This is a genomic window from Streptomyces sp. NPDC040432 (genome assembly GCF_055595445.1).
This window is the reverse complement of sequence record NZ_JBVIVP010000010.1, coordinates 136,982-162,935: the sequence shown is the minus strand read 5'-3', so window position 1 is coordinate 162,935 and position 25,954 is coordinate 136,982. Positions and strand designations below refer to the sequence as shown.

Here is a 25,954-nt window from a genome sequence, read left to right as displayed (position 1 = left end):
CGCTTTTGAGTACGGGAACCGGAGCAGACTCCGCACCCGGCCACACATCCACCCCCACCACCACTGCGCCGGCGGGCAAGAGCTCCATGTTCAGCTCGCTGAGGATCCGGAACTACCGGCTCTTCGCGACGGGCCAGGTCGTCTCGAACACGGGCACCTGGATGCAGCGCATCGCCCAGGACTGGCTGGTCCTCTCACTGACCGGCTCCGCCTCCGCCGTCGGCATCACCATCGCCCTGCAGTTCCTGCCGATGCTGATGTTCGGCCTCTACGGAGGCGTCCTCGCCGACCGGCTGCCCAAGCGGCCGCTGCTGCTGGCCACCCAGGGCGCCATGGGCCTCACCGGCATCGCGCTCGCCGCCCTGACCCTCGCCGGGCACGTCCAGGTGTGGCACGTCTACCTGGCGGCCTTCCTGCTCGGCCTGGTCACCGTCCTCGACAACCCGGCCCGGCAGACGTTCGTCCCCGAGATGGTCGGCAAGGACCAGGTCGCCAACGCGGTCAGCCTGAACTCCGCCAACTTCCAGTCCGCGCGGCTGGTCGGCCCGGCGATCGCCGGCGTGCTCATCACCGCCGTCGGCTCCGGCTGGGCCTTCCTGCTGAACGGACTGTCCTTCGCCGCGCCCATCGCGGGCCTGCTGATGATGCGGACCGACGAGCTGCACCCCGTCGAACCGCAGCCGCGCGCCAAGGGACAGCTGCGCGAGGGACTGCGCTACGTCGCCGGTCGGCCCGAGCTGATCTGGCCGATCGCCCTGGTCGGCTTCATCGGCACCTTCGGGTTCAACTTCCCGATCTGGCTGTCGGCGTTCGTCAGCGACGTCTTCCACGGCGACGCCGGCACGTACGGCCTGTTCAACACGCTCATCGCGGCCGGCTCCCTCGCCGGGGCCCTGCTGGCCGCCCGCCGCGGCCACTCCCGGCTGCGGCTGCTGGTCGCGGCAGCCGTCATGTTCGGCGGGCTCCTCACCGTCACGGCCTTCGCCCCCGGGTTCTGGCTGTTCGCGGCGCTGCTGGTGCCCATCGGGATCTTCGGCCTGACCGTCAACGTCACCGCCAACTCCAGCGTCCAGATGGCCACCGACCCCGAGATGCGGGGCCGCGTCATGGCGCTGTTCATGATGGTCTTCACCGGCGGCACCCCCCTCGGGGCCCCGCTGCTGGGCTGGATCACCGACACCTGGGGCGCCCGCGTCGGCATGGCCGCCGGCGGCCTGATCTCCCTCACCGCCGCGCTCGCCATCGCCGTCGTCCTCTCCCGGATCGGCAACCTGCGCCTGCGGGTCGGCCGCCGCGGCGTCACCTTCGTCCCCGCCGCGCCGCGCCGGGAACTCACCACCGCCGCCTGACCCCCACCGGCTCCCCGAAACCGACGGCCCGCCCCCCGGGGGGCGGGCGTAGGGTCGGGGGCATGAGGCTGTTCGCCGCCGTACTGCCCTCCCCCGGGGCCACCGCCGAGCTCCGGGCGGCCGTCGCGACCTCCCCCCGCCCCGAGGGACTGCGCTGGACCGCCGAGGCGGGATGGCACCTCACCCTCGCCTTCCTGGGGGAGGTCCGCGACGAGGTGCTCCCCGACCTGTACGAGCGGCTCGGCCGGGCCGCGTCCCGCACCGCCCCGTTCCCGCTGCGCCTGCACGGCGCCGGGCACTTCGGCGACCGCGCCCTGTGGGTGGGTGCCGCCGGCGGCCTCGACGCGCTGCGGCTGCTCGCCGAACGCGCCGACGCCGCGGCCCGCCGCGCCGGCGTCCCGATGGACCGGCACCGCCGCTACACCCCGCACCTGACCCTGGCCCGCAGTCGCACCGGCGGCGACCTGCGGCCGTGCCTCGACGCCCTCGCCGGGTTCGAGGGAACCCCGTGGCAGGTCGACACCCTCAGCCTGGTCCGCAGCAACCTGCCCACCGCCGGCGTACCGGGCGAACAGCCCCGCTACGAGGTCGTACGGGCCTGGCCGCTGTCCCCCTGACCGGGGTCGCCCGCCAGGTGCTCCCGCGCCACCCGGGCGGGTACGCACATCCGCCACGCCTCGGTGACGAGCTCCGCCAGTTCCGCCGCGTCGAGGGCGGCCATTCGCGCGTGGACCCAGTTGTAGCGCATGTCCCCGGCCCCCGGCAGGGAGAACCTGTCCGGCTCGGCCGCGACCAGCGCGGCCCGCTCCTCCTTGGGGAAGGCGAAGCCCAGCTCGGTCTCGTCGCGGGAGAGGGCGAGGTAGACGATCCGCCCGATGCGGAACTTCACCCGGTCCCGCACGAGGTGTTCCTCGGTGCGCGGCAGCGCGAGCGCCAGCCGCCGTACGTCCTCCACGGTCACCATGACGGCAGTCTCGCGCACCGCCCCCGCCCGTGGGGCCGGGGGCCGTACGCGGGGGCGACGGGAGCCGCGTTAGGCTCGAAGGGTGGATCCCAAGACCAGAAACCGTGTCATGGCCGGTGTGCTCGTGCTGATGTTCCTCGTCGTCGCCGTGGCGGCCGCCGTCGGCCAGTAGCCGGCCGGCGGGCGCCCCGGCCGCCCGCTACCAGGCGAAGGCCTCCGGCGACGGGCCCGGTCCCGGGAAGATCTCGTCGAGGCCCGTCAGGACCTCCTCCGGAAGTTCCAGCTCCACCGCCCGCAGCGCGGACGCGAGCTGCTCCGGCGTGCGCGGACCCACGATCGGGCCCGTGACCCCGGGGCGGGTCAGCAGCCACGCCAGGGCCACCTCGCCGGGCTCCAGGCCGTGCTTGTCCAGCAGGTCCTCGTACGCCTGGACCTGCGCGCGGACCGTGCTGTTGGCCAGCGCGTCCGCCGACCGCCCGGACGCCGTGCGCCCCGACTCGGCCGCCTTGCGGATCGCACCGCCCAGCAGACCGCCGTGCAGCGGGGACCAGGGGATGACGCCGAGCCCGTACGCCTCGGCCGCCGGAATGACCTCCATCTCGGCACGCCGCTCGGCGAGGTTGTAGAGGCACTGCTCGCTGACCAGGCCGAGCCGCCCGGTGCGCGCGGCCGTCTCGTTGGCCTGGGCGATCTTCCAGCCGGGGAAGTTGGAGGAGGCCGCGTAGAGGATCTTGCCCTGCTGGACCAGGACCTCGACGGCCTGCCAGATCTCCTCGAACGGGGTCCGCCGGTCCACGTGGTGGAACTGGTAGACGTCGATGTAGTCGGTACCGAGCCGCTTGAGGCTGGCGTCGACGGCCCGGCGGATGTTCAGCGCCGAGAGGCGGTCGTAGTTGGGCCAGGTGTCGGCCTCGCGGTACATGGAGCCGTAGACCTTCGTGGCGAGGACCGTCTTCTCCCGGCGGTCGCCGCCCTGGGCGAACCAGGTTCCGATGATCTCCTCGGTACGGCCCTTGTTCTCGCCCCAGCCGTACACGTTGGCCGTGTCGACGAAGTTGATGCCGGCGTCGAGGGCGGCGTCCAGGATGGCGTGGCTCTCCGGCTCCCCGGTCTGGGGGCCGAAGTTCATCGTGCCGAGTACGAGGCGGCTGACCTTGAGGCCCGTGCGTCCGAGCTGCGTGTACTTCATGGTGCACCAGCCAACTGCTTGGAGTGCGCTCCAGGCAAGCCCCCCGGGTGAAGGGCGTGTTACGGATCCTCCGCCGGCCGGTAGGGACCCCCGATGCCCCACGCCTGGTGCAGGACGGCCGCGAACTCGCCGGCCAGCCGGTGCTCCCCCGAGGCGTTGGGATGGGTGCCGTCGTAGGTGTCGTGGCGGATGTCGTACGCCTGGGGCCGGGCGGCCAGCAGGATCGGCGAGGAGTCCGTCGACAGGTCGGCGACCGCCTTCGCGAGCAGTTCGTTGAAGCGCCCGACCTGCGCCGCGAACGGCGCGTCGTCCTCGGCCCGGACGTTGGGGATGACCGGCAGCAGCACCATCCGGATCCCGGGGCGGGCGGCGCGGGCCTCGGCGACGAACCGGCGGACGTTGACGGCGGTCCCGTCGGCCTCGGTGTAGAAGCCGAGGTCTATCAGGCCCAGGGAGACGAGCAGGACGTCCGCCCCGGACGCGGCGACGGCGGGACCGACCAGGGGTGCCATGTGCTGCCATCCCTCGCCCCAGCCCGCCAGGTGACGCCGGGCGGGCTCCGGGAAGTCCGGGGCGGCGTAGGCGTGGCTGGTGGCCGCGTCGGTGGCGGCGTCGTAGAGCGCCGTGCGCGGGCCGACGATCTCGAAGGGGCCGTCCAGGGTGGCGCACAGGTGCTGCCACATCCGGTGGCGCCAGGTGTAGTCGCCGGCGCGTCCGATGGTCATGGAGTCGCCGACGAACATGAAACGCATCCGGTCATCATCGCGGATCACGCGACAGAAACCCCTGTGACGCCGGACACGCGGAACGTGCCGGCAGGCTTGGGGGATGCGCCTGCTCCCCCGGTCGTCCGCCGTCCTCGCCGCCACCGTCGTCACCGCCCTCGCCGTGCTGCCGACGGCGGCCCTCGCCGCGGAGACCCCGGGCTCGGCCGGGTTCACGATCACCGACCCGCGGATCCGGGAGTCGAGCGGGCTCGCGGCGAGCCGACTGCACCCGGGCGTGTACTGGACGCACAACGACAGCGACGACGGCCCGTACGTGTACGGGGTGGACGCGGCGACCGGGAAGACCGTGGCCCGGGTGACGCTGACCGGGATCGGCACGCCCCGCGACGTGGAGGCGATCTCGCTGGGGCCGGACGGGCAGTTGTACGTCGGGGACATCGGCGACAACCGCAACGGCACCTGGGACCACGTGTGGGTCTACCGCTTCCCGGAGCCGAAGCAGCTCGCCGACACCACCGTGAAGGCCGAGCAGTTCACCGTGACGTACGCCGACGGACCGCGCGACGCCGAGTCCCTGATGGTCCATCCGGTGACGGGTCGGGTGTACATCGCGAGCAAGCACGAGCGCACGGCCGGCCTGTACGAGGGACCCGAACGGCTGTCGGCCGGTGGGCCCAACGTCTTCCGGCGGGTCGCCGACGTGCCGTGGGTGACGGACGGGGCGTTCTCCCCCGACGGGGGCCGGCTGACGCTGCGCGGTTACTTCACGGCCCGCACCTACCCGTGGAAGGACGGCCGCCCGCAGGGCGACGGGACCCGGGTGGGCGCCCCGTTCCAGGGGCAGGCCGAGTCGGTGACGTACACGGCGGACGGGAAGACGCTGATGTTCGGGTCGGAGGGCGCGAACAGTCGGGTCATCGCCGTCCCGGCGACCGACGGCGCCGCGGACGACGGCTCGTCCCCGAGCGAGCCGTCCGCGCCGGGCGCCGCCCCGTCGGGGGCCGCTTCGGGCCGACCCGGCTCATCGCCGCAGGCCGATGGTCCCGCCGGGGAGGACGGCGCGTTCGCCAAGGGGGCGCTGGTCCTCGCGGTGGGCACGGCCCTGGTCATCGGGGGCAAAAGGCTGCTGCGACGCCGGCCCAAGGGCTGACGGAACGCCGTCGGCCCAGGGGCTGACGGAACGCCGGCCGGCCGGCGACGGGCGACCCGGCCGGGCGCCTTGCCACCGGCGGGCAGGGGCGGGCGCGTACGCCCTACGAGTGGCCGAGGTCCGACGCCGCGAGGTCCGTGACCGGGACGGAGCCGGTGTCGGCGGCCGGCCGCAGGGGGAACTCGTCGGCGGCCATCGAGTCGAGCACCGGCGGCGCGGGCCGCAGCGGCTTCGGCATGACCGCGGCCTCCGAGTGGCCGCCGCAGCCGTAGGAGAGCGACACCAGTCGCCCGTCGGCCGGTCCGAACTCGTTGGCGCAGACACCGAAGGCCTGCCCGAGCGAGCCACCGATCTTGACGAGGAACCCGCAGGACACGCAGGACGCGGGAGCCGCCTGCGCCATCGGGGTCTTCGCCCCGAAGGACTCGTCCCAGCGGTCGGCCGCGCTGTGCAGCCCGTACCGCGACAGGACCCGCGCGCGCCGCATGCCCAGTTCCTCGGCGACCGAGGTGATGGACCCGCGGGCCGGGACGACCACCCGGTCGGTGACGTCGGCGTCCTCGGCCTCGACGAGTTGGGCCATCTCCTCCGAGACGACGGAGTTCGGCGGCGGCGCGTCCTCGTCGGACCAACCCTGCTCCAGCCGCAGGTCGTCGGCGTCGGTCGGCAGCAGGTCGCCGGGGCCCATGTCCCCCGGACGCAGCCGCTCGCTCCACGGCACCCATTCGGGGGCCAGCAGCGCGTCGTCGCCGGGCAGCAGCACCGTTTCGTCGAGCGTGACGTTCTTCGCGCGGGAGGCGCGGGTGACGGTGACGGCCCAGCGCCAGCCCCGGTAACCGGGTTCCTTGCACTCGAAGAAGTGGGTGACGACCCGGTCACCCTCCGCGACGACGGAGACGTGCTCGCCCACCACGCCGGGGAAGGCGGCTTCCTCCGCCGCCGCACGGGCGAGTTCTACCGCCTCGGCGCACACGCGGTCGGGGGTACGCGGGGTACGGCTTCGCGTCGTCGCAGCACTCACAGGTCTCGTTCTCTCCTACGCCGTCTCACGAGTGCGCCGTCCGTACTGTCGTCCACAACGACCCGTCGGTCTCGTCCGTACGTAGCGCGGGCGGAGCGGACCGGAGGGCCGCGTCGACGTCCGCGCCCGATCGGCCTCGGGCGCACCCCACTGCGATCCATTCTGCGGGATCGCGAAGAGGCGCGCGGCCAAGAGCAACCGCCGGTGGCGCGCTACGCACGCTACCTCCTCCGGAGCCTTCGTCCCACATGCGAGGTCCGATTCGCGGACGACGCCTGCACCCGGAACGTGCCGGGAGGGGTCCGGGAGGGCCGAGTGGGGCACTATGGCCACGTGGCACCCGCACGGTCGTCCGATGACGGCTCGGGACCGGCCAAGCGGGCCGGCCGGGCTGTCGGGCGTGCCCTGCACCTTCCCATCACCGGTACGGCACGCGGGATCCGGCGGGCCACGCACGCGCACGGGGCGGGTGAATCGGGCCTCGGCCGACTGATCGAACTGCACGCGATCAACGGCGCCGGCGACGTGATGATCACGGTGGCGTTGGCCTCGACGGTGTTCTTCTCCGTCCCCACGGACGAGGCACGCGGCCGAGTGGCCCTGTACCTGGCCATCACCATGGCCCCCTTCACCCTGCTGGCCCCGGTGATCGGACCGCTCCTGGACCGGCTGCCGCACGGCAGGCGGGCGGCGATGGCGGCGGCGATGCTGGCCCGGGCGTTGTTGGCGCTGACGATGTCGGGCGCCGTGGCGACCGGCGGACTGGAGCTGTACCCGGCGGCGCTGGGCGTGCTGGTGGCGTCCAAGGCGTACGGGGTGGTCCGCAGTGCCGTCGTCCCGCGCCTCCTCCCACCGGGGTTCTCACTCGTCAAGGCGAACTCCCGGGTCACCCTGGCGGGCCTGCTGGCCACGGGCGCGGCGGCGCCGATCGGGGCCGGCCTGCACACGATCGGACCACCCTGGCCGCTGTACGGGGCCTGCGCGATCTTCGTGTGGGGGACGTTCGCGGCGTTCCAACTGCCGCACAAGGTGGACGACGCGAAGGGGGAACGCCGCGCCCGGCTCTCCACGCACGAGGCGCACTCGCGGCGGCCCGGCCTGCGCACGATCAGCCGGCCGGTGCTGTGCGGGCTGATGGCCAACGCGTCGATGCGGGCCCTGTCGGGCTTCCTGATCTTCTTCCTGGCGTTCCTGTTGCGGGAGCACCCCCTGGCCGGGCAGAGCGCGGCGGTGTCGTTGGCGGTCGTCGGCATCTCGGCGGGCCTGGGCAACGCGTGCGGTACGGCCGTCGGCGCGTGGCTGCGGGCGCGGGCCCCGGAGGCGATCATCGCGACCGTGCTGTGCCTGACGCTCGCGGTGGCGGTGATCGCGGCGGTCCTCTTCAGCGGGGCGATGGTGGCGGTCCTGGGCGCGACGGCCGGCTTCTGCCAGGCCCTCGCCAAGCTGTCGCTGGACGCGATGATCCAACGGGACGTCCCGGAGTCGGTCCGCACCTCGGCCTTCGCCCGCTCGGAGACCCTGCTCCAGGTGGCGTGGGTGCTGGGCGGCGCGATCGGCATCGTGCTCCCGCTGAACGGAGTACTGGGCATGGCCGTCGCGGCGGCGGTCGTCGCCCTGGGCACGACGATGGCCCTCCGCGGCATCCTCACCACCCCCCACCGCCACCCGGGCACCACCCACCCCCGCGTGGCCTGACCGGATCGACAACGCACCCCCACCAATCCAGCCCCGCCGGCATTTGAGGCGCGGGGGTCCGGGGGGCGGAGCCCCCGCAGCGGCGCCGCACCCGAACGGCACGCCCCCACCAATCCAGCCCCGCCGGCGTTTGAGGCGCGGGGGTCCGGGGGGCGGAGCCCCCGCAGCGGCGCCGCACCCGAACGGCACGCCCCCGCCCGGCGCAGCCGACCGACTCCGGCCCCCAGCCGCCCGCGGCCCCCGTACCGCCCCGGCGCAGCCGACCCGCACCGGACCCCATGCAGCACCTCGGCCCACCGGCCCGATAGCCTTCGGCTCATGACCGCACCGCTTTTCCCGGGTAGGGCCCGCCGCAGCGTCGCGGCCCTCGGAGCCGTGTCCGCCGGCCTCCTCCTCCTCTCCGCCTGCGGGGACAAGCCGACCCCCCTCGCGACCGTGACCGTCGGCACGTCCACCGTCTCCGCGGAGTCCGACTGCCGCGCAGACGGCAAGGACCTCTCCATGGACCGCGTCCAGGAGTGCCTCACGAACGTGAAGCACGCCAAGACCGTCGACTACCGCCGCGGCGACACGCTGCGCCTGGGCGTCGAGCCGGAGATCGTCGAGGACGGCAACCAGTGGCAGGCGGTCCTCGACGGGCAGCCGATCACCGAGCCGTCCTCCAACACCTACCGCAGCTTCCAGGGCGCCGACGTCTTCGCCACCGGTGGCCAGGGCGAGGCCCCCTCCTCGAAGGTCCTCGGTTTCGTCCAGGTCGGCGAGGACGGCAAGCCGCTCGCCGTCTGGTCCTTCAAGCTCAAGCTGAAGTAACCGGGGCATCCCGTGCGCGCGCTCGTCGTGACCGCGGTGGCCGCGGAGGCCGAATCCGCGGCCACCGGTCTCACCCCTCATCCGGACCCGGTCACCCCGGAGCCGCGCGCCCTGCCCGGCGGGTACCTCATCACCCGCCGGGACCTGCCCGGTCTCGCCGTCGACGTGCTCGTCGGCGGTGTGGGCCCGGCCGCCGCGGCGGCCGCCACGGCCACCGCGCTCGCGTCGGCCGACTATTCCCTCGTCATCTCCGCCGGCATCGGCGGCGGGTTCGCGCCCGCCGCCCCGCTCGGCTCCCTGGTGGTCGCCGACGCGCTCGTCGCCGCTGATCTGGGCGCCGGTACGCCCGAGGGTTTCCTCACCGTCGCGGAGCTCGGCTTCGGCCGCAGCGTGCACCTGCCGCCCGCCGAGCTGGCCGCGTCCGTCGCGGAGGCCACGGGGGCGCTGCTCGCGCCGGTACTGACCGTGTCGACCGTCACGGGGACCGCCGTCCGTGCCGCCGAACTCGTCGCCCGGCACCCCCTCGCGGGTGCGGAGGCCATGGAGGGCTTCGGGGTGGCGGAGGCCGCCGCCTCGCACGGTCTGCCGGTCCTGGAGATCCGTGCGGTGTCCAATGCCGTCGGGCCGCGCGACCGTTCCGCCTGGCGCATCGGTGAGGCCCTCGCCGCGCTCGCCGACGGCTTCCGCGCGCTGGGGCCCGTACTCGTCAACTGGGGAGAACGCCATGAGCACCGGTGACCGTCCGACGTTGGACATCGCCTATTCGCCCTGCCCGAACGACACGTTCGTGTTCGACGCGTGGGCGCACGGCCGGGTGCCGGGCGCGCCCGCCCTCGACGTCACCTTCGCGGACATCGACGTCACCAACGGCATGGCCGAGCGCGGTGAGCTGGACGTGCTGAAGGTGTCGTACGCCGTCCTGCCGTGGGTGCTGGAGGAGTACGCGCTGCTGCCCTGCGGCGGGGCCCTGGGGCGCGGTTGCGGTCCGTTGGTGCTGACCCGGGAGCCGGGCGTGGACCTGGCGGGGAGGACCGTGGCCGTGCCGAGCGAACGGTCGACCGCCTACCTGCTGTTCCGGCTGTGGGCGGCGGACGTGCTGCCCGAGGGCGTCGGGAAGGTGGTCGTGCTGCCGTTCCACGAGATCATGCCGGCCGTGCGGGACGGCCGGGTGGACGCCGGACTGGTCATCCACGAGGCCCGGTTCACGTACCGGGACTACGGGCTGCACTGCCTGGCGGACATGGGCGAGCACTGGGAGTCCACGACGGGCCTGCCGATCCCGCTCGGCGCGATCATCGCGAAGCGTTCGCTGGGCGCCGCGACGCTGCGGGCGCTGGCCGAGGCGGCCCGTACGTCGGTCCGGATGGCGTGGGAGGACCCGGAGGCGTCCCGCCCGTACGTGCGGGCGCACGCGCAGGAGTTGGATCCGGCGGTCGCCGACCAGCACATCGGGCTGTACGTCAACGAGTTCACCGCGGACCTCGGCGACGCCGGGTACGCGGCCGTCCGCGGGCTGCTGACCAGGGCCGCCGCCGAGGGTCTGGTTCCGGCCATCCCCGCGGACGCGCTCGTCTTCCCGTAGGGTCCGGGGCCGCGCGCGCCGGTGCCCCGCGGCTCGTTCGAGCGGCGGGGCACCGGGGTCGGACGTGAGGTCAGACGTCGAGCTGGTCGGCCACCGCGCGGAGCAGGCCGGCGATCTTCGTGCCGTGCACCTTGTCGGGGTAGCGGCCGCGTTCCAGCATCGGCGTGATGTTCTCCAGCAGGGTGGTCAGGTCCTGCACGATCGAGGCGAGCTCGTCGGGCTTGCGGCGCTGAGCGGCCGCAACCGAGGGCGCCGGATCCAGCACCGTCACGGAAAGCGCCTGGTCACCGCGTTGTCCCGCAACGACGCCGAACTCGACGCGCTGGCCGGGCTTGAGGGCGTCGACCCCAGCCGGGAGCACCGACGAGTGGACGAACACGTCGCCACCGTCGTCGCGGGAGAGAAAGCCGAAGCCCTTCTCGCTGTTGAACCACTTGACCTTGCCGGTAGGCACGTCCGTCCTCTGTCCTTGTGCTCGTCGGGTCCGGTCGGCCGGGATGAGCGGCTCCGGATAGCAGTGCGGCAGGTCCTTCGACCCGCCTCCTCCAGGCTAGTGGTCCAGAAACGGGTGACAAGACGTTCCCCGGTCCTTCCCGGGGGCCCTTCCGCCGTCCTTCCGGTTCACTGCGTCGGCCAGGGAACTACCCTGGTCGGGTGACTGTTACTCCTCATCCCGACGATGCCCGGCCCGGCGACGGACTCGTGAAGGCCGGCGGCATCGTGTTCATCGCCGGCGCCATGGCGACCCTGGCGACGATGGCCCCGTTGTTCCTGGGCACCGACCCGTTCCCGTCGTACGCGTGGGCCGTGTGCATGCTCATGGGTGTCGGCTTCGCCATCTCCGCGGCGGGCGTGTTCCGCTCGGCCGCGGCGCAGCGAAAGGCGGCCCGGGCCTCCCAGGCCGCCTGACGGCTGTGGTGGTGCGGGGCTCAGGCCGCGGCGCGGGCCCGGTCGTAGTCGGCGAGCCACTGCGGCAGCTCGGTGAGGTCGCCGAGGACGACGTCCGCTCCGGCGGCGCGCAGTTCGGCTTCCGAGCACGGGCCGGTGGGCACCGCCACGGACAGCGCGCCGGCCGTGCGGGCGCCCCGTACGTCGCCGATGTGGTCGCCGACGTAGACCTGCGCGCCGTATTCGCGCAGGGCCTCCGCCTTGGCCTCGGCCCACAGCCAGCCGATGACGGCGTCGGCCTCGATGCCGAGGTGCTCCAGGTGGTGGCGGGCGTTGGGTTCGTTCTTCGCGGTGACAACGATGGCACGACCGCCGAGCGCCTGGACGGCGGCGATGGCCTCGCGGGCGCCGGGCATCGCGGGGGTGGGCTCGATGGCGTGCTCGACGTAGATCTCCCGGTAGCGGTCCCGCATCGCCGGGATCTCCGCGTCGGTGAACCAGTACGCGAGTTCCTCCTCCAGCGGCGGGCCGAGCCGGGTGACGGCCTGGTCCGCGTCGATGAAGGCACCGGTCTCGGCGGAGAGCGCCTGATAGGTGGCCCGGATGCCGGGACGGGAGTCGATCAGGGTCATGTCGAGGTCGAACCCGACCGTCAAAGGGGCGGGTTGGATCATGGTGTGGGGGTGGGAGGTCATGCCTCCATTGTGCCGAGGCCCGTCCAGCTAAACGGAACGTGGACTTGACTTTCCCTTTCCAGACCGTGAAATGTGCGCATATTCCATCCCGGTGGCTCGGGCTCCAATCAAGACGTACTCCATTCGCCCCTCCGGAATGCGTGGTGGGAGCAATCATCTTCGGCCAGACCCACCGCAGTCAGCCACGACGGCGGGACCGCCACAACAGGTACGCCGCCGTCACGACGGCGGCCCAGCGGATCAGGCCGGGCCACATGCCGTGGAACGCCGCGCCCATGCCGTCGTCGGCGAGCGCCTCGCCCCACCGGCCGGCCCGCCGCCCCCACAGCCACAGCACCGCCCCGGTGAAGATCGCGCCGGGCACGCCGAGGACGACCCACTTGCGTTCGCCCGGCGCGAGCACCCGCGACCCGTACGCCACCAGCCACCCCACGGCGAGCAGCATCCAGTACCCGGTGAGCGCGCCCGCGGCGAGGAGCGCCGCCGCCAGCAGCAGGAACGCGTGCGGGCGGGCGCGGCCCGCCGGCGCGGCCTGCGCCTCGGGGGCGTTCGCGGCGGCCCGACGCTGCCGGGCGCGTTCCCGTCGGGCGCGCAACACCCGGACGACCCGGCGCGTCCGGGACTCCGACGGGCCCGTCGGGGGCCGCGCCGCGGTCCCGTCCGCCGCGTCGTCCGCGTCCGGGTCGTCCTCCGTCCCGGCGCGGCCGAAGCCCGCCGGGAACTCGATGCCGCCCGCGAAGCCGTCGACCTGCGGCCCCGAACCGAGCGCCGCCGCGCCCGGCCCGACCCGCCACCAGTCGGGTTCGACGCCGTCGGGGATGCCGAGTTCATCGAGACCGGCGAGGTGCGGCGGCACGTTCCGCGGCTCCTCCGCCGGTTCCGGGACGGGCCTGCGGCGCAGCCGGCCCCGCTGGACGGGCACGGCGGGAGCCGCGACCGCCGGCGCGGGATTCCCGGCCCGCTCCGCGGCGCGCGCCGGCCGGCCCACGCTGTCGAGGAGTTCCTCCGGCGTGCCGAGCCGCTCCAGGATGCGGCGTACGGCCGCCGGCGTCTCCGGTTCGTACTTGGCGCGCCGACGGTCGATCTCGTCCCGGAGGCCCGAAACGAGCCGCATCCGGTCACCCGACGACAACTGCCGCCGCTGTGCCAAGTCCCCGACCCGGCTCAGATATTCGTAGACCAGATGGTCGCTCTCGATCCCCACGCCCCGGCTCCTCACGTCCCGCCTGCCCCGAAGGTAGCGCGTGCGCCCGTGGAGCGGTCGTCGGCGCAACGGATACCGTTGACCGGATGGGGACCGGCCGACGGACCGGCCGGCGCGACCAGGAGGCGACCACCGTGCCCGAGGCAAGCACCGCTGCGGGAAATGCCCCGCGCTCCCTGGCCGAGGCGCTGCGCGCCCGCGACGACGTGGGGCTCGCCGCCCTGCTGCACGCGCGGCCCGACCTGCTGAACCCGGTGCCGGGCGACGTCACGCAGCTCGCCACCCGTGCCGGGACCCGCGCGTCGGTCGTGCGCGCCCTGGACCGCCTGGACCGGTTCGCCCTTCAGACGGCGGAGGCCCTCGCCGTGGCACCCGACCCGTGCCCGTACCCGGTGCTGGAGTCCCTGCTGACGGGCGGCGAGGACGAGGCCGCCCGCGCCGAGCTGCCGCGGGCCCTCGGCACGCTGCGCGACCAGGCCCTGGTGTGGGGCGACGAGGACCGGCTGCGCCTGGTGCGCACCGCCCGGGAGCTGCTCGCGCCGTCCGCGCAGCGGCCCTCCCCGACCGGTCTCGGGCCGACGGTGTCCGAGGCGACGGCCGGCATGTCACCGACGCGGATCCAGGAGATCGTGGCGGCCCTCGGGCTGCCCGCCACCCACGACGCGGTGTCCGCGGTGACCGCCCTGACCGGCCTGTTCACCGACCAGGAGCGGATGTCGGCGCTGCTGGACGAGGCCCCGGCCGAAGCCCACCAGGTCCTCGGGCGGCTCGTGTGGGGCCCGCCGTACGGGGAGGTGACCCCGCAGCCGACCGCGCCGGTGCGTTGGCTCCGTGACCGGGGTCTGCTGCTGCCCGCCTCGGCGCGGACGGTCGTACTGCCCCGCGAGGTGGCGCTGCACCTGCGCGGCGGACTGGCGCACCGGCTGACGGCCCCGCTGCCGCCGACGGTCGGCGCGCTCCGCGAGCACCGTCCACAGCTTGTGGACGCGAACGCGGCCGGTCAGGCACTGGCCGCCGTGGCCACCGTCGAGGAACTCGTGAAGTCCTGGGAGCACGCCGGGCCGGCCGTCCTGCGGGCGGGCGGGCTCGCCGTACGGGACCTGAAGCGGGCGGCGACCGCGCTGGACACCACCGAACCGTCGGCGGCGTTCTGGATCGAACTCGCCTACGCGGCCGGGCTGCTCGCGAGCGACGGGGAGGCCGACGAAAGGTACGCGCCGACCCCGGCCTTCGACGGCTGGTGCGAACTGCCGCCCGCCGAAAGGTGGTCGGTGCTCGCCGCGGCCTGGCTGCCGGCCACCCGGACCGCCGGGCTCGTCGGCGAGCAGGACGCCAAGGGACGCACCCTGTCGACGCTCGGACCGGAACTCGACCGGTCGGCGGCGCCCGAGGTGCGCCGCCGCGTCCTGGGCCTCATCGCCGAACTGCCCGAGGGCGGTGCCCCCGACCCGGACGCGCTGCTCGACCGGCTCGCCTGGGAGCGTCCCGTACGCGGCACCAGTGACCTGCGGGCCCGCCTCGCACACTGGACGCTGACCGAGGCGGAAGTCCTCGGCGTCACCGGCCGCGGCGCGATCAGCGCGTTCGGCCGCGCCCTGCTGGAGCACCGGGATCCGACGCCGGCACTGGCCCCGCTGCTGCCCGAACCCGTCGACCACGTCCTGCTCCAGGCCGACCTGACGGCGGTCGCGCCCGGCCCGCTGCGCCGCCCGCTCGGCGACACCCTGGCCGTGCTCGCGGACGTCGAGTCCAAGGGCGGGGCGACCGTGTACCGCTTCACCCCCGGCTCCGTACGCCGGGCCCTGGACGCCGGGCACACCGCCGTCGACCTGCACGCCTTCCTCGCCGAGCACAGTCGCACCCCCGTACCGCAGCCGCTCTCGTACCTCATCGACGACGTGGCGAGACGGCACGGGCACCTGCGCGTCGGCGCGGCCTCCTCGTACGTGCGCTGCGACGACGACGGCATGCTGAACGAGATCCTCGCCGACAAGCGGTCCGCCGGACTCGGGTTGCGCCGGCTCGCGCCGACCGTCCTGGCCGCGCAGGCCGAACCGGGCGCGCTGCTCGACGGGTTGCGGGCGATGGGTTACGCCCCGGCCGCCGAATCCCGGACCGGCGACGTCCTGGTGGCGCGCGCCGACGCCCACCGCACCCCGGCCCGCTCGGCGCCGGTCCCGGTCCCGGACGGGCCGCCGGTCCCGGACGCCACGCTGCTGGGCGCGGCGGTACGGGCCATCCGCGCGGGCGACCTCGCGGCCACGGCGGTCCGCAAGGAACCCGCGTCGACGACGGCCTCCGCGACGGCGGCGCCCGGCGAACTCCCCCGCACCAGCGCGGCGGAAACCCTGGCGACGGTCCAGGCCGCCGCCCTGACGGGCTCGGCGGTGTGGATCGGCTACGTCAACGCCGACGGCGCGGCCAGCCAGCGCGTCATCGCCCCGGTCCGCGTCGAGGGCGGCTTCGTCACCGGCTACGACCACACCGCGGACGAAGTCCGCACGTACGCCCTCCACCGCATCACGGGCGTCGCGGAACTGGCGGAGGACCAGGTCTGACGACCCGCCCCGCACCGCCCGGCCCCGCACCGCACCGGCCCGCCCCGCCCCGCCCCGCCCTCAGGGTCCGCCCGCGCCGTCCCGGGAGGCCCCTCCCGCACCGAAAACCGCCGGCCCGCCGCGGGGCGGCCCGGCAGACTGACGCCATGTCCGCCACACCCACCCGTCAGATCCGCGCCGCCCACACCGACACCACCGTCACCGTGTACCAGGCCTACTCCCCGCGGCTGGGCGTGCCCGCCGCTCGCGACGGCCGCTTCCCGCCCGACTGGAAGCGCGAACGCATGACGTGGATCAAACCGTCGTTCCTGTGGATGATGTACCGCTGCGGCTGGGCCACCAAGGAGGGCCAGGAGACGGTACTGGCCGTCGAGATCACCCGCGACGGCTTCGACCGGGCGCTCGCCGGGGCCTGCCTGTCGCACTACGCCCGGGGCGTCCACGCGGACCACGACAGCTGGAGGCGTGCGCTGAGAGCCGCCCCGGCCCGGGTCCAGTGGGATCCGGAGCGCGACGTGCACCTGAAGCCGCTGCCGTACCGCTCCCTCCAGCTCGGCCTGTCCGGTAGCGCCTCGCGCGCGTACGCCGACGAGTGGACGGTCTCCATCCGCGACGTGACCCCACTGGCCCGTGAGGTCCACGCCCTGATCCGCGCCGGCCGTGAGGAGGACGTACGAGCCCTTCTTCCCACCGAGACCGCCTACCCGGCGGGCCCGCTGCCCCACCTCGGCGCGTAGCCGACCGGCCCCGCCCCGGCACCCCGCGCAGCCGACCCGCCGCCGTCTCGACCCCCCGCGTGGCCGACGTGCCGCCTCAACCCCCCACGTAGTCGATCCGCTCCGCGTCGAACGGCCACGCCTCCCGCAGCCAGCGGCTCACCGCCGCGCGGACGAGGGCGTCCAGGTGGGCCCGGTCGGCCCGCACCCAGGAACTGACGCGCACCCGCCCCGGCACCGACGTGGCGGGGTACACGTAGAGACAGCCGATGACCTCGTCCGCCCCCTCCAGCACGCTGTACGTGAACCCGCGCCGCTCCTCGAAGTCCCGCGCGTGCCGCACCAGGTCGGCGAGGTTCGCCTCGGCCCCCATGCCTTCGGACGGCGGCCAGCCGCCGGTGAACCCGCTGGTGGCGCGGACGTGCTCGACGCTGCCGCTCCAGGCGGCGAGGTCCCGTTCGTTGTGCTGCGGCCCGAGGGGCTCCAGCCGGAACCCGTCCCCGACGAAGGCGCGCGGTACCTCGAAGCCGTCCGGTACGAACCCGGATCCCTGCTGATCGTCATCCATCCCCGGAACCTACGCACGGCCCGAGCACGGTGTCAGCCCGTTTTCGCCGGCCGGCGGCGCCCCCACCGGCCCGGCGTCGTCTCCCTCACCACCCTGAAACCCCTGGCCATGCGGCACACTGGAGGTTTGGCCGAACGGAAAGGTGCTCCCGTGAACTCAGGCCCGCTCATCGTCCAGAGCGACAAGACCCTCCTCCTGGAGGTAGACCACGAGCTCGCCGGGGCCGCGCGCCGCGCCATCGCCCCGTTCGCCGAGCTTGAGCGGGCTCCCGAGCACATCCACACCTACCGGATCACCCCGCTCGGCCTGTGGAACGCCCGGGCCGCCGGCCACGACGCCGAGCAGGTCGTCGACGCGCTCGTCGAGTTCTCCCGGTACCCCGTCCCGCACGCGCTCCTCGTCGACGTCGCCGAGACGATGGCCCGCTACGGCCGCCTCACCCTCTCCAAGCACCCCGTGCACGGACTGGTCCTGACCAGCACCGACCGCCCCGTGTTGGAGGAGATCCTGCGGTCCAAGAAGGTCGCGCCGCTGGTCGGCGCCCGGCTCGACCCCGACACCGTCGCCGTGCACCCGTCGGAGCGCGGTCAGATCAAGCAGACCCTGCTCAAGCTGGGCTGGCCCGCCGAGGACCTCGCCGGGTACGTCGACGGCGAGGCCCACCCGATCGACCTCGTCGAGGACGGCTGGGCGCTGCGCCCCTACCAGCAGCAGGCCGTCGAGGGGTTCTGGCACGGCGGCTCCGGTGTGGTCGTCCTGCCCTGCGGCGCGGGCAAGACCCTGGTCGGCGCCGGTGCCATGGCCAAGGCGCGGGCGACCACGCTGATCCTCGTCACCAACACCGTCTCGGCCCGCCAGTGGAAGCACGAGCTGATCAAGCGGACGTCGCTGACGGAGGAGGAGATCGGCGAGTACTCGGGCACCCGCAAGGAGATCCGGCCCGTCACGATCGCCACCTACCAGGTCCTGACGACCAAGCGGAAGGGCGTCTACCCGCACCTGGAGCTGTTCGACTCCCGGGACTGGGGCCTGATCCTCTACGACGAGGTCCACCTGCTGCCCGCCCCGGTCTTCAAGTTCACCGCCGACCTCCAGGCCCGCCGCCGGCTCGGTCTGACGGCCACGCTCGTCCGTGAGGACGGCCGCGAGTCGGACGTCTTCTCCCTCATCGGGCCGAAGCGCTTCGACGCTCCGTGGAAGGAGATCGAGGCGCAGGGCTACATCGCTCCCGCCGACTGCGTCGAGGTCCGGGTCAACCTCACCGAGTCGGAGCGGCTCGCGTACGCGACCGCCGAGACGGAGGAGAAGTACCGCTTCTGTGCGACGACCGCCACGAAGCGCAAGGTCACCGAGGCGCTGGTGCGCAAGCACCAGGGCGAGCAGACGCTGGTCATCGGGCAGTACATCGACCAGCTCGACGAACTCGGCGAGCACCTGGACGCGCCCGTCATCAAGGGCGAGACGTCCAACGCGCAGCGCGAGAAGCTCTTCAACGCGTTCCGTGAGGGCGAGATCAGCGTGCTGGTCGTCTCGAAGGTCGCGAACTTCTCCATCGACCTGCCCGAGGCCACCGTCGCCATCCAGGTGTCCGGCACCTTCGGCTCGCGCCAGGAGGAGGCGCAGCGCCTCGGCCGGGTGCTGCGTCCGAAGGCGGACGGGCACGAGGCGCGGTTCTACTCGGTCGTCGCACGCGACACGATCGACCAGGACTTCGCCGCCCACCGCCAGCGCTTCCTCGCCGAGCAGGGCTACGCCTACCGCATCCTGGACGCCGACGAACTCCTCGCCGACGGCTGACCGCCCCCGACGACCCCGCGTCCGGCTCCGCGGCCGACGCGGCCCTCGGCACGCCACCGCTCCGCCCACGCCCCTCCGCTCCGTCACCGGGCCCCGGCCGACACCCCGTCGGCCGCGGAGCCGGACGCGGGAGCACACCGCGGACCGGAGTCAGGGCCCGGGGACGGAGCCGGGACCGGGACGCCGACCGGGGCCGGCTCCGGGGCCTGCGCGGCGGCCGGGACCGGTGCGGGCCGGGGGACGGCGCGACGGGCGGTGCGGGCCCGGTGGCTCCGCAGGAGGGCTCCGGCGACACCGGTCAGCAGCGGTACGGTCCACACCCACAGGTGGGGCCAGTGGAGCAGCAGCTCGCTGCCGGCGCCGGGGAGGTGGCGGGCCCAGAAGTCGGCGGAGGCCTGCGGGAGCACCAGCAGCCCGAGCAGCGCGGTCCCGGTGAATCCGGCCAGGGCGGTGAGCCCGGCCCGGACCCGGCCGGTCAGCAGCAGGTACGGGATGAAGACGGCCGGTGTCAGGGTGATTCCGGCGGCGGTGCCCAGCGCGAAGCCCTTGCCCAGGGCGCCGCGCGCCCGGCCCAGGTCCCAGACGGCCAGGCAGGCGAGTGCCAGGTTGATCTGCCCGGACAACGGGCTCTGGAACAGCGGCTCCAGCCACAACCCACCGATGGTGGCGGCCAGCACCGGCCCGGTCCGCCCCCTCAGTCCCGCGAGGCGGCAGGAAAACAGGATCAGCAGGGCGAGCAGGGCGGCGTTGCCGAGGAGGAGCACGAGCTTCAGCACCCCGGACGGCAGCCACGCGGCCGGCGTGAAGAGGATCGCCGCGAACGGCGGATAAGCGGCGGGCGGATGCCACTCGGCTGCGGAAATGCCGTGGACGAGCGCCTCGGCCATGGGCAGGCGCAGGGCGATGCACAGCACGCCCAGGACCAGCAGCGAACCCGTGACCAGCAGGCCGGCAAGGGGCGACGGCGAGCGGGCGGGATCGGAGCTCCGGGTCACGCGCGTGACCCTAGTGGATCAGCGCCCCGGTGCCGCCGGGATCCGGCCACGCCCGAGCCGCACCGGCACGGACGGCGGCGGCCCGGTCAGCGACGTATGACGCCCGCGTCCTCCGCGTATTCGCCCAGGACGACAACGCTCACGGCGGTCGCGGCGAAGACCTTCGCGGCGCGCAGGACGTCGCCCACGCGGTAGCGGGAACGGTGGTCGGAGGTGGCGGTGGCGCCGCTCGGGCGGCCGCCCTGGATCGGGGTGAAGGTTGCGGTGCTCATGTATCCATGGTGCGTTTTCCCGCCCCCCGGCACATCGCCCTGCGGAGGGAACATCCGGGCCCCTCCGGTCCTCCTCACGACCCACCCCGCCCCCTAGGGGGCCCCTCCCAGGTCTGACACTCCCCCGTATGACACGCGTCCGCACCCGTTCGGAGCCCCCGCCGCCCACCGACCCGCACCCCCGTATTCCGTTCGCGCGGCGCGCACGCGGTGACTAGAATCTCCGCTCTTGCCGCCTCCCGCCGCCTCATCGGGGAGAGCCGTCCGCCGCTCGGAAACCGGCGGACATCAGTTCCTTACCAGCAGCTGGAGGCAGTCCCGTGCCCGCGCACGCCCCCGAATCCGACCCGCTCGCCCGCGAACGGTCCCACCTGACCGCCTCCCGCTCCGCCCTCCGCGCGATGCGCGAGGACGTCGAGGCCCTCGACATCCGCGACGTCACCGCGAACTGGGTCAACGCCATCGTCCTCCAGGCGCAGATCGACGACCGGATCAAGGCCCTCGCCGACCTCTCCCACACCCCGCTCTTCTTCGGCCGCCTCGACTACCTGCACGCCCCCGGAGCCGAACTGGCCGAGGGCGCGGAGGGCGAGCAGTTCTACATCGGCCGCCGCCACGTCCACGACGCCGACGGCGACCCGATGGTCATCGACTGGCGCGCGCCCGTCTCCCAGCCGTTCTACCGCGCCTCCAAGGCCGATCCGCAGGACGTTTCGCTGCGCCGCCGCTTCGGGTACACGGGCGGCGAACTGACCGCGTACGAGGACGAGCACCTCTCCGACCCGGCCGAGACGGCCGCCGTCAGCAAGCTCCTCCAGCAGGAGATCGAGCGCCCCCGCGTCGGCCCCATGCGGGACATCGTCGCCACGATCCAACCGGAGCAGGACGAGATCGTCCGCTCCGGCCTGTCCGGTTCCGTCTGCGTACAAGGGGGCCCCGGCACCGGGAAGACGGCCGTCGGCCTGCACCGCGTCGCGTACCTCCTGTACGCGCACCGCGACCGGCTCGCCCGCACCGGCACCCTCGTCATCGGGCCGAACCGTTCCTTCCTCCACTACATCGAGCAGGTCCTGCCGGCCCTGGGCGAGCTGGAGGTCAAGCAGGCCACCGTCGACGACCTGGTCGCCCGCCCGGGCCTGGAGGTGCGGGGTACCGACGAGGCCGCGACGGCCGTCGTCAAGGGCGACGCCCGCATGGCGCGCGTGCTGCGCGACGCCGTCCGCTCGCACGTCAGCCCGCCCACCGAGCCGCTGATGGTGGTGCGCGGCTCGCGCCGCTGGCGGGTGCCGGCGTACGAGCTCGCGGAGATCGTCGAGGAGCTCCAGCGGCGCGACATCCGCTACGGGGCGGCCCGTGAGGCGCTGCCGCAGCGGATCGCGCACCAGATCCTCGTCCGCATGGAGCAGGCGGGCGAGGCCCCCGACGACCGCGTGCAGGACGCGGTGGCGCGCAACGCCGCCGTGAAGGCCGCCGTCAAGGAGATCTGGCCGCCCGTGGAGCCGGCCAAGCTGGTGCTGCGCCTGCTGTCCGACCCGGAGTTCCTCGCGGTCCACGCCGAGGGCGTCCTCACCGCCGACGAGCAGAAGCTCCTGTTGTGGCAGAAGCCCGCCCGCAGCGTGAAGTCGGCGAAGTGGTCGCCGGCGGACCTCGTCCTCATCGACGAGGCGGGCGACCTGGTGGAACGTACGCACTCCCTGGGCCACGTCGTCCTCGACGAGGCGCAGGACCTGTCCCCGATGCAGTACCGGGCCGTGGGCCGTCGCTGCACGACGGGCTCGGCGACGGTCCTCGGCGACCTCGCGCAGGGCACCACGCCCTGGGCCACCCGCAGCTGGGACGAGGCCCTCACCCACCTGGGCAAGCCGGAAGCGGTCCTGGAGGAACTCACGGCGGGATTCCGCGTGCCGCGCGAGGTCATCGCGTTCGCCTCCCGGCTGCTGCCGGCCATCTCCCCCGGCCTGGCCCCGGTCTCCTCGGTCCGCGAGACCCCGGGTTCCCTGACGGTCACGCGGGTCACGGAGGCGGACGGCCTCACCCCGGCCGTGATCGACGCCTGCCGGGCCTCCCTCTCGCACGAGGGCTCGATCGGCCTGATCGCTGCGGACGCACGGATCCCCGACCTGGGACGGGCCCTCCTGGAGGCGGGCCTCCCGTACCTGTCGCCCGGCGAGGAGACCACGGCGCAGTCGCGGCTGACGCTGGTGCCGGCGTCGCTGGCGAAGGGTCTGGAGTACGACTACGTCGTCCTGGACGAGCCCGCCGCGATCGTGAGCGGCGAACCGGACGAACGCACCGGCCTGCGCCGCCTGTACGTCTGCCTCACCCGAGCCGTCTCAGGCCTCACGACCCTCCACACGGCCCCCCTCCCCGAAGCCCTGACCCCCACCCCGATCTGACCGTCCCGCGGCTCGAACGCGGGCGGCGCCGGATGGCGCGACCGGGTTCACGGTGCAGCTCCCGGGGCTCCGCCCCGGACCCCGCGCCTCAAACGCCGGCGGGGCTGGAGGGCGTGGCGGAACTAGAGGGTGCGGCGCGGCTGGATCGGGCGGGGTCGGGGACGGGGTGGGGTGTCGACCGGGACTCAAACGTGATTTGTTGGCGCGCGGTACCGCCCCGCCAACGAAGCCCCTGCCAGGGCGCCATAAATCATGCCCGTCCCGGACGACACCCCACCCCGGCACCGGCCCCGACCCACCCGCAGCCCCCGACCGGGCACCGCCCCCGCAGCCCCCGAACCCGCAGCCACCGCCCCTACCCCAACGCCCCCCGCCACTCCGCCACCGCCGCCGCCACCACCGGCCGGCCCCACCCCGACGGCCGGGCCGCACCGCCGATGTGGAACGCGTCCACACCCGCCGCCCGAAGCTCCGGCAGGTGGCGCAGCGCCAGCCCACCGCCGACCAGGACGCGCGCCCCGTACCCCGGCTCCCCCGCCCGCGCCGCCTCCGCGAGCAGCACCGGCAGCCCCTCGTCGACCCCGGCCGCCGACCCGGCGGTCAGGTACGTGTCCAGCCCCGGCAGCTCCGCGAGCGCCTTCCGCAGCTGGTCCCGGTCCGGTGCCCGGTCGATCGCCCGGTGGAACGTCCACCGGCACCCGTCGAGCTCCGCCACGACGGCCTCGACGGCGGGCAGGTCCGGCCCGCCCTCCGCGTCCAGGAATCCGAGCACGAACTCGTCCGCGCCCTCCGCCCGCAGCCCCCGCGCCGTCGCGACCAGACCGGCCAGGTCCCCGGCGGCGAACCCGTCCGCCCTGCGGAGCATCACGCGCAGCGGGATGTCGACCGCCGCCCTGATCGCCGCGAACGTCTCGCGCGACGGGGAGAGCCCGTCGGCGGCGATGTCGCTGACCACTTCGAGTCGGTCCGCCCCACCGGCCTGGGCGGCGACCGCGTCCTCCACGTCGAGGGCGATCACCTCCAGGAGCGCACGGTTGCTCATGTCGTCCCATCCTTCGGATTTCGGGTTCGGAAATCGGAAAACTGCGCGTATGGCCCGGGCCGGGCCGATATGGAAAATAGGTCTAGTCCAATATCCAGGGTACGGGGCCCCGCCCTCGCTCCACCAGCACAATCACGCCACCCCCACAATGTGCGCATGAACACGGACCCCGAGCACGCCGACACCACGAGCGGCACCCCCGCCTCCCCGTCCCGCACGGCGGACACCGCGCCCCGCGACAGCGCCCTCCGCACCCGCTTCCGCGCCACCCTCATCGCCGCCGGCGCGGACCCCGCCGTCGACCCCGAGCCCTACGCCGACCGCCTCCTCACCGCCTGGGCGGAGCCGCAGCGCAGGTACCACACCACCGACCACCTCGCCGACGTCCTCTCCCACCTCGACGCGCTGACGACGCACGCCGCCGACCCGGCCGCCACCGAGCTCGCCGCCTGGTTCCACGACGCCGTCTACCGGCCCGACCGCTCCGAGAACGAGGAGCGCAGCGCGGTCCTCGCCGAGCGGGCCCTCGCCGAGCTGGGCGTCGATCCGGCCCGTACCGCCGAGACGGCCCGGCTGGTCCGGCTGACCGTCACCCACGACCCGGCCCCCGACGACACCAACGGCGAGGCCCTCTGCGACGCCGACCTCGCCGTCCTCGCCGGCAGCCCGGCCGCCTACGCCACCTACGCCGCCGCCGTCCGCTCCGAGTACGCCTTCGTCCCCGACGAGGCCTTCCGCGCCGGCCGCGCCGCCGTGCTGCGCCAGCTGCTGGACCTGCCCCGCCTCTTCCGCACCCCCTACGGCGCCGCCCACTGGGAGGCCCCGGCCCGCCGGAACCTGACCCGGGAACTGACCGCCCTCACGACGCCGGCGCCGACGCCCCCGACCACCACCCGGACCGCCCCGACCACCACCCCCACCACCCCCGAAGGACCGAAGGACCCGACCGACGGGACGAACGTCCCGACCTGACATACGGACCGTCACACGGGAATGCGCCCCGCTACGACCGGGTTTGTGTATGTCATGCCCGCAGCCTCGTCAGCGTCAGCCCCGACCCCCGCCGCCCGCGCGCCGCGCCCCCGCATGCCCGTCGCCGTGTACGTCCTCGGCCTGTCCGTCTTCGCACTCGGCACCAGCGAGTTCATGCTCTCGGGGCTCCTGCCACCGATCGCCGCGGACATGGGCGTCACCATCCCGCAGGCCGGCCTGCTCATATCCGCCTTCGCGATCGGCATGGTCGTCGGCGCCCCGCTGCTGGCCGTCGCCACCCTGCGACTGCCGCGCCGCACCACCCTCATCGCGCTGATCGTCCTCTTCGGCCTCGGGCAGGTCGCGGGCGCGCTGGCCCCCTCGTACGGGCTGCTCTTCGCCTCCCGCGTGGTGTCGGCGCTCGCCTGCGCCGGTTTCTGGGCCGTCGGCGCGGCCGTCGCCATCGCGATGGTCGACAAGGACCAGCGGGCCCGCGCGATGGCCGTCATGATCGGCGGCCTGTCCATCGCCAACGTCCTCGGCGTCCCCGCGGGCGCCTTCCTCGGGGAGCACCTCGGCTGGCGCTCCGCGTTCTGGTCGGTGGGCGCGGCCTCCGCCGTCGCCCTGGTCGGCATCCTGGCGCTGATCCCGCGGATCCCGCTGCCCGACGAGAAGCCCCGGCTCGGTCGTGAGCTGCGCATCTACCGCGACCGTCAGGTGTGGCTGTCGATCGGTGTGACGGCGCTGGCCGCGGGCGGCATCTTCTGCGCCTTCAGCTACCTGTCGCCGCTGCTCACGGACGTGGCCGGGCTGGACTCGAAGTGGGTCCCGTGGATCCTGGGCCTGTTCGGCGTGGGCGCGCTGATCGGCACGACCATCGGCGGCCGGGTCGCCGACGCGCACCTCTTCGGGGTGATGATCTGGGGCATCACCGCCTCGACGGTCTTCCTGACGGCGCTGGCCCTGCTGGCGTCCGTCCAGGTCGCGGCCGTGGCGCTGTCGTTCCTGATGGGCCTCTCGGCGTTCTTCACCGCGCCCGCGCTCAACGCCCGCATGTTCAACGTCGCCGGGGCCGCGCCCACCCTCGCCGGGGCCACGACCACCGCCGCGTTCAACCTGGGCAACACGGGCGGCCCCTGGCTCGGCGGCACCGTCATCGACGCCGGTTACGGCTTCTCCGCGACCGCCTGGGCCGGGGCCGCGATGACGGTCACCGCGATCGGCCTGGCCGTCGCCGCCCTGCGCCTGGACCGCCGCACCCCGCCGCCCGCCACCCGCGTGGTCGGCGGCTCCCGGCCGACCTTCGCCACGTCCTCCCCGGCCTCTCCGAGTTCGAGGGGCTGAAGGCGATTCCCCGGAAGGG

At 74.1% G+C, this 25,954-nt stretch carries 25 protein-coding genes; 14 read left to right on the top strand and 11 right to left on the bottom strand.

Features of this window, described 5'->3' with window-relative positions; translation table 11 throughout:
• Positions 1-5 precede the first annotated feature (5 nt).
• Entirely contained in the window at positions 6-1,349 is a 1,344-nt protein-coding gene (locus tag ACZ58N_RS22030) for an MFS transporter (protein ID WP_471162432.1), read from the top strand.
• 62 nt (positions 1,350-1,411) lie between these two features.
• Positions 1,412-1,966, top strand: coding sequence for an RNA 2',3'-cyclic phosphodiesterase (gene thpR / locus ACZ58N_RS22025; RefSeq protein ID WP_471162429.1), 555 nt, complete (start codon positions 1,412-1,414; stop codon positions 1,964-1,966).
• Here thpR and ACZ58N_RS22020 read toward each other — a convergent pair.
• The 3 genes from ACZ58N_RS22020 to ACZ58N_RS22010 form a co-directional block, all read right to left on the bottom strand.
• Positions 1,930-2,313 carry an MmcQ/YjbR family DNA-binding protein gene (locus ACZ58N_RS22020; RefSeq protein WP_471162426.1) on the bottom strand — a complete coding sequence of 128 codons (384 nt, stop codon included), beginning with the start codon at positions 2,311-2,313 and terminating at the stop codon, positions 1,930-1,932. The two genes, thpR and ACZ58N_RS22020, sit on opposite strands and share 37 nt — an antisense overlap.
• 199 nt (positions 2,314-2,512) lie before the next feature.
• Positions 2,513-3,502 carry an aldo/keto reductase gene (locus ACZ58N_RS22015; protein ID WP_281210490.1) on the bottom strand — a complete coding sequence of 330 codons (990 nt, stop codon included), beginning with the start codon at positions 3,500-3,502 and terminating at the stop codon, positions 2,513-2,515.
• Positions 3,503-3,561: 59 nt separating this feature from the next.
• Positions 3,562-4,254 (bottom strand): GDSL-type esterase/lipase family protein, encoded by a 693-nt coding sequence (locus tag ACZ58N_RS22010; protein WP_471162422.1) that lies wholly within the window; start codon positions 4,252-4,254, stop codon positions 3,562-3,564.
• Positions 4,255-4,330: 76 nt separating this feature from the next.
• Here ACZ58N_RS22010 and ACZ58N_RS22005 point away from each other — a divergent pair, with 76 nt between their 5' ends.
• A complete protein-coding gene (locus ACZ58N_RS22005; RefSeq protein WP_471162419.1) occupies positions 4,331-5,380 on the top strand; it encodes a WD40 repeat domain-containing protein in 1,050 nt (349 codons plus the stop codon).
• Between the two features lie 103 nt (positions 5,381-5,483).
• Here the strand turns inward: ACZ58N_RS22005 and ACZ58N_RS22000 are convergent, their stop codons facing one another.
• Positions 5,484-6,401, bottom strand: coding sequence for a DUF3027 domain-containing protein (locus tag ACZ58N_RS22000; RefSeq protein WP_471162416.1), 918 nt, complete (start codon positions 6,399-6,401; stop codon positions 5,484-5,486).
• A 315-nt stretch (positions 6,402-6,716) separates the two neighbouring features.
• On the opposite strand from ACZ58N_RS22000, the gene ACZ58N_RS21995 reads away from it, so the two are divergent.
• The 4 genes from ACZ58N_RS21995 to ACZ58N_RS21980 all read left to right on the top strand — a co-directional run bounded on the left by ACZ58N_RS21995 (position 6,717) and on the right by ACZ58N_RS21980 (position 10,488).
• Positions 6,717-8,096, top strand: a complete 1,380-nt coding sequence (locus ACZ58N_RS21995; RefSeq protein WP_471162414.1) for an MFS transporter — start codon at positions 6,717-6,719, stop codon at positions 8,094-8,096.
• A 318-nt stretch (positions 8,097-8,414) separates the two neighbouring features.
• A complete protein-coding gene (locus ACZ58N_RS21990; RefSeq protein ID WP_471162412.1) occupies positions 8,415-8,906 on the top strand; it encodes a DUF2771 domain-containing protein in 492 nt (163 codons plus the stop codon).
• Between the two features lie 12 nt (positions 8,907-8,918).
• A complete protein-coding gene (locus ACZ58N_RS21985; RefSeq protein WP_471162409.1) occupies positions 8,919-9,644 on the top strand; it encodes a futalosine hydrolase in 726 nt (241 codons plus the stop codon).
• Positions 9,631-10,488 carry a 1,4-dihydroxy-6-naphthoate synthase gene (locus tag ACZ58N_RS21980; protein WP_471162406.1) on the top strand — a complete coding sequence of 286 codons (858 nt, stop codon included), beginning with the start codon at positions 9,631-9,633 and terminating at the stop codon, positions 10,486-10,488. The genes ACZ58N_RS21985 and ACZ58N_RS21980 overlap by 14 nt, the downstream gene beginning before the upstream one ends.
• Before the next feature lie 70 nt (positions 10,489-10,558).
• Here the strand turns inward: ACZ58N_RS21980 and ACZ58N_RS21975 are convergent, their stop codons facing one another.
• On the bottom strand, positions 10,559-10,942 hold the full coding sequence (locus tag ACZ58N_RS21975; RefSeq protein WP_030012939.1) for a cold-shock protein: 384 nt from the start codon (positions 10,940-10,942) through the stop codon (positions 10,559-10,561).
• 200 nt (positions 10,943-11,142) lie between these two features.
• Between ACZ58N_RS21975 and ACZ58N_RS21970 the strand changes: the two genes are divergently transcribed.
• On the top strand, positions 11,143-11,397 hold the full coding sequence (locus tag ACZ58N_RS21970) for a hypothetical protein (protein WP_471162403.1): 255 nt from the start codon (positions 11,143-11,145) through the stop codon (positions 11,395-11,397).
• 20 nt (positions 11,398-11,417) lie between these two features.
• Here ACZ58N_RS21970 and ACZ58N_RS21965 read toward each other — a convergent pair whose 3' ends face one another.
• Both ACZ58N_RS21965 and ACZ58N_RS21960 read right to left on the bottom strand, forming a co-directional pair.
• Positions 11,418-12,071, bottom strand: a complete 654-nt coding sequence (locus tag ACZ58N_RS21965) for an HAD family hydrolase (RefSeq protein ID WP_471162400.1) — start codon at positions 12,069-12,071, stop codon at positions 11,418-11,420.
• A 178-nt stretch (positions 12,072-12,249) separates the two neighbouring features.
• On the bottom strand, positions 12,250-13,275 hold the full coding sequence (locus ACZ58N_RS21960; RefSeq protein ID WP_471162397.1) for a hypothetical protein: 1,026 nt from the start codon (positions 13,273-13,275) through the stop codon (positions 12,250-12,252).
• 86 nt (positions 13,276-13,361) lie between these two features.
• Here ACZ58N_RS21960 and ACZ58N_RS21955 point away from each other — a divergent pair, with 86 nt between their 5' ends.
• Positions 13,362-15,833, top strand: a complete 2,472-nt coding sequence (locus ACZ58N_RS21955; protein WP_471162394.1) for a helicase C-terminal domain-containing protein — start codon at positions 13,362-13,364, stop codon at positions 15,831-15,833.
• 146 nt (positions 15,834-15,979) lie between these two features.
• Positions 15,980-16,570: a DUF4291 domain-containing protein gene (locus tag ACZ58N_RS21950; protein WP_471162391.1), complete on the top strand. Its 591-nt coding sequence runs from the start codon at positions 15,980-15,982 to the stop codon at positions 16,568-16,570.
• 76 nt (positions 16,571-16,646) lie between these two features.
• Here the strand turns inward: ACZ58N_RS21950 and ACZ58N_RS21945 are convergent, their stop codons facing one another.
• Positions 16,647-17,117 carry an N-acetyltransferase gene (locus tag ACZ58N_RS21945; RefSeq protein WP_471162388.1) on the bottom strand — a complete coding sequence of 157 codons (471 nt, stop codon included), beginning with the start codon at positions 17,115-17,117 and terminating at the stop codon, positions 16,647-16,649.
• Positions 17,118-17,267: 150 nt separating this feature from the next.
• Here ACZ58N_RS21945 and ACZ58N_RS21940 point away from each other — a divergent pair, with 150 nt between their 5' ends.
• Positions 17,268-18,914, top strand: coding sequence for a DNA repair helicase XPB (locus ACZ58N_RS21940; RefSeq protein ID WP_471162385.1), 1,647 nt, complete (start codon positions 17,268-17,270; stop codon positions 18,912-18,914).
• An 83-nt stretch (positions 18,915-18,997) separates the two neighbouring features.
• On the opposite strand, the gene ACZ58N_RS21935 is transcribed toward ACZ58N_RS21940, so the two are convergent.
• Together ACZ58N_RS21935 and ACZ58N_RS21930 are read right to left on the bottom strand one after the other, a co-directional pair.
• Positions 18,998-19,909: a glycosyltransferase family 87 protein gene (locus tag ACZ58N_RS21935; RefSeq protein ID WP_471162382.1), complete on the bottom strand. Its 912-nt coding sequence runs from the start codon at positions 19,907-19,909 to the stop codon at positions 18,998-19,000.
• Positions 19,910-19,995: 86 nt separating this feature from the next.
• Positions 19,996-20,181 (bottom strand): hypothetical protein, encoded by a 186-nt coding sequence (locus ACZ58N_RS21930; RefSeq protein WP_362876706.1) that lies wholly within the window; start codon positions 20,179-20,181, stop codon positions 19,996-19,998.
• A 320-nt stretch (positions 20,182-20,501) separates the two neighbouring features.
• Between ACZ58N_RS21930 and ACZ58N_RS21925 the strand changes: the two genes are divergently transcribed.
• Positions 20,502-22,577: a HelD family protein gene (locus ACZ58N_RS21925; protein WP_471162379.1), complete on the top strand. Its 2,076-nt coding sequence runs from the start codon at positions 20,502-20,504 to the stop codon at positions 22,575-22,577.
• Positions 22,578-22,932: 355 nt separating this feature from the next.
• Here ACZ58N_RS21925 and ACZ58N_RS21920 read toward each other — a convergent pair whose 3' ends face one another.
• A complete protein-coding gene (locus tag ACZ58N_RS21920; RefSeq protein ID WP_471162377.1) occupies positions 22,933-23,619 on the bottom strand; it encodes a copper homeostasis protein CutC in 687 nt (228 codons plus the stop codon).
• A gap of 156 nt (positions 23,620-23,775) precedes the next feature.
• Between ACZ58N_RS21920 and ACZ58N_RS21915 the strand changes: the two genes are divergently transcribed.
• Entirely contained in the window at positions 23,776-24,591 is an 816-nt protein-coding gene (locus tag ACZ58N_RS21915; protein WP_471162374.1) for an HD domain-containing protein, read from the top strand.
• 114 nt (positions 24,592-24,705) lie between these two features.
• Positions 24,706-25,935 (top strand): Cmx/CmrA family chloramphenicol efflux MFS transporter, encoded by a 1,230-nt coding sequence (locus ACZ58N_RS21910; RefSeq protein WP_471162371.1) that lies wholly within the window; start codon positions 24,706-24,708, stop codon positions 25,933-25,935.
• Positions 25,936-25,954: the final 19 nt, after the last annotated feature.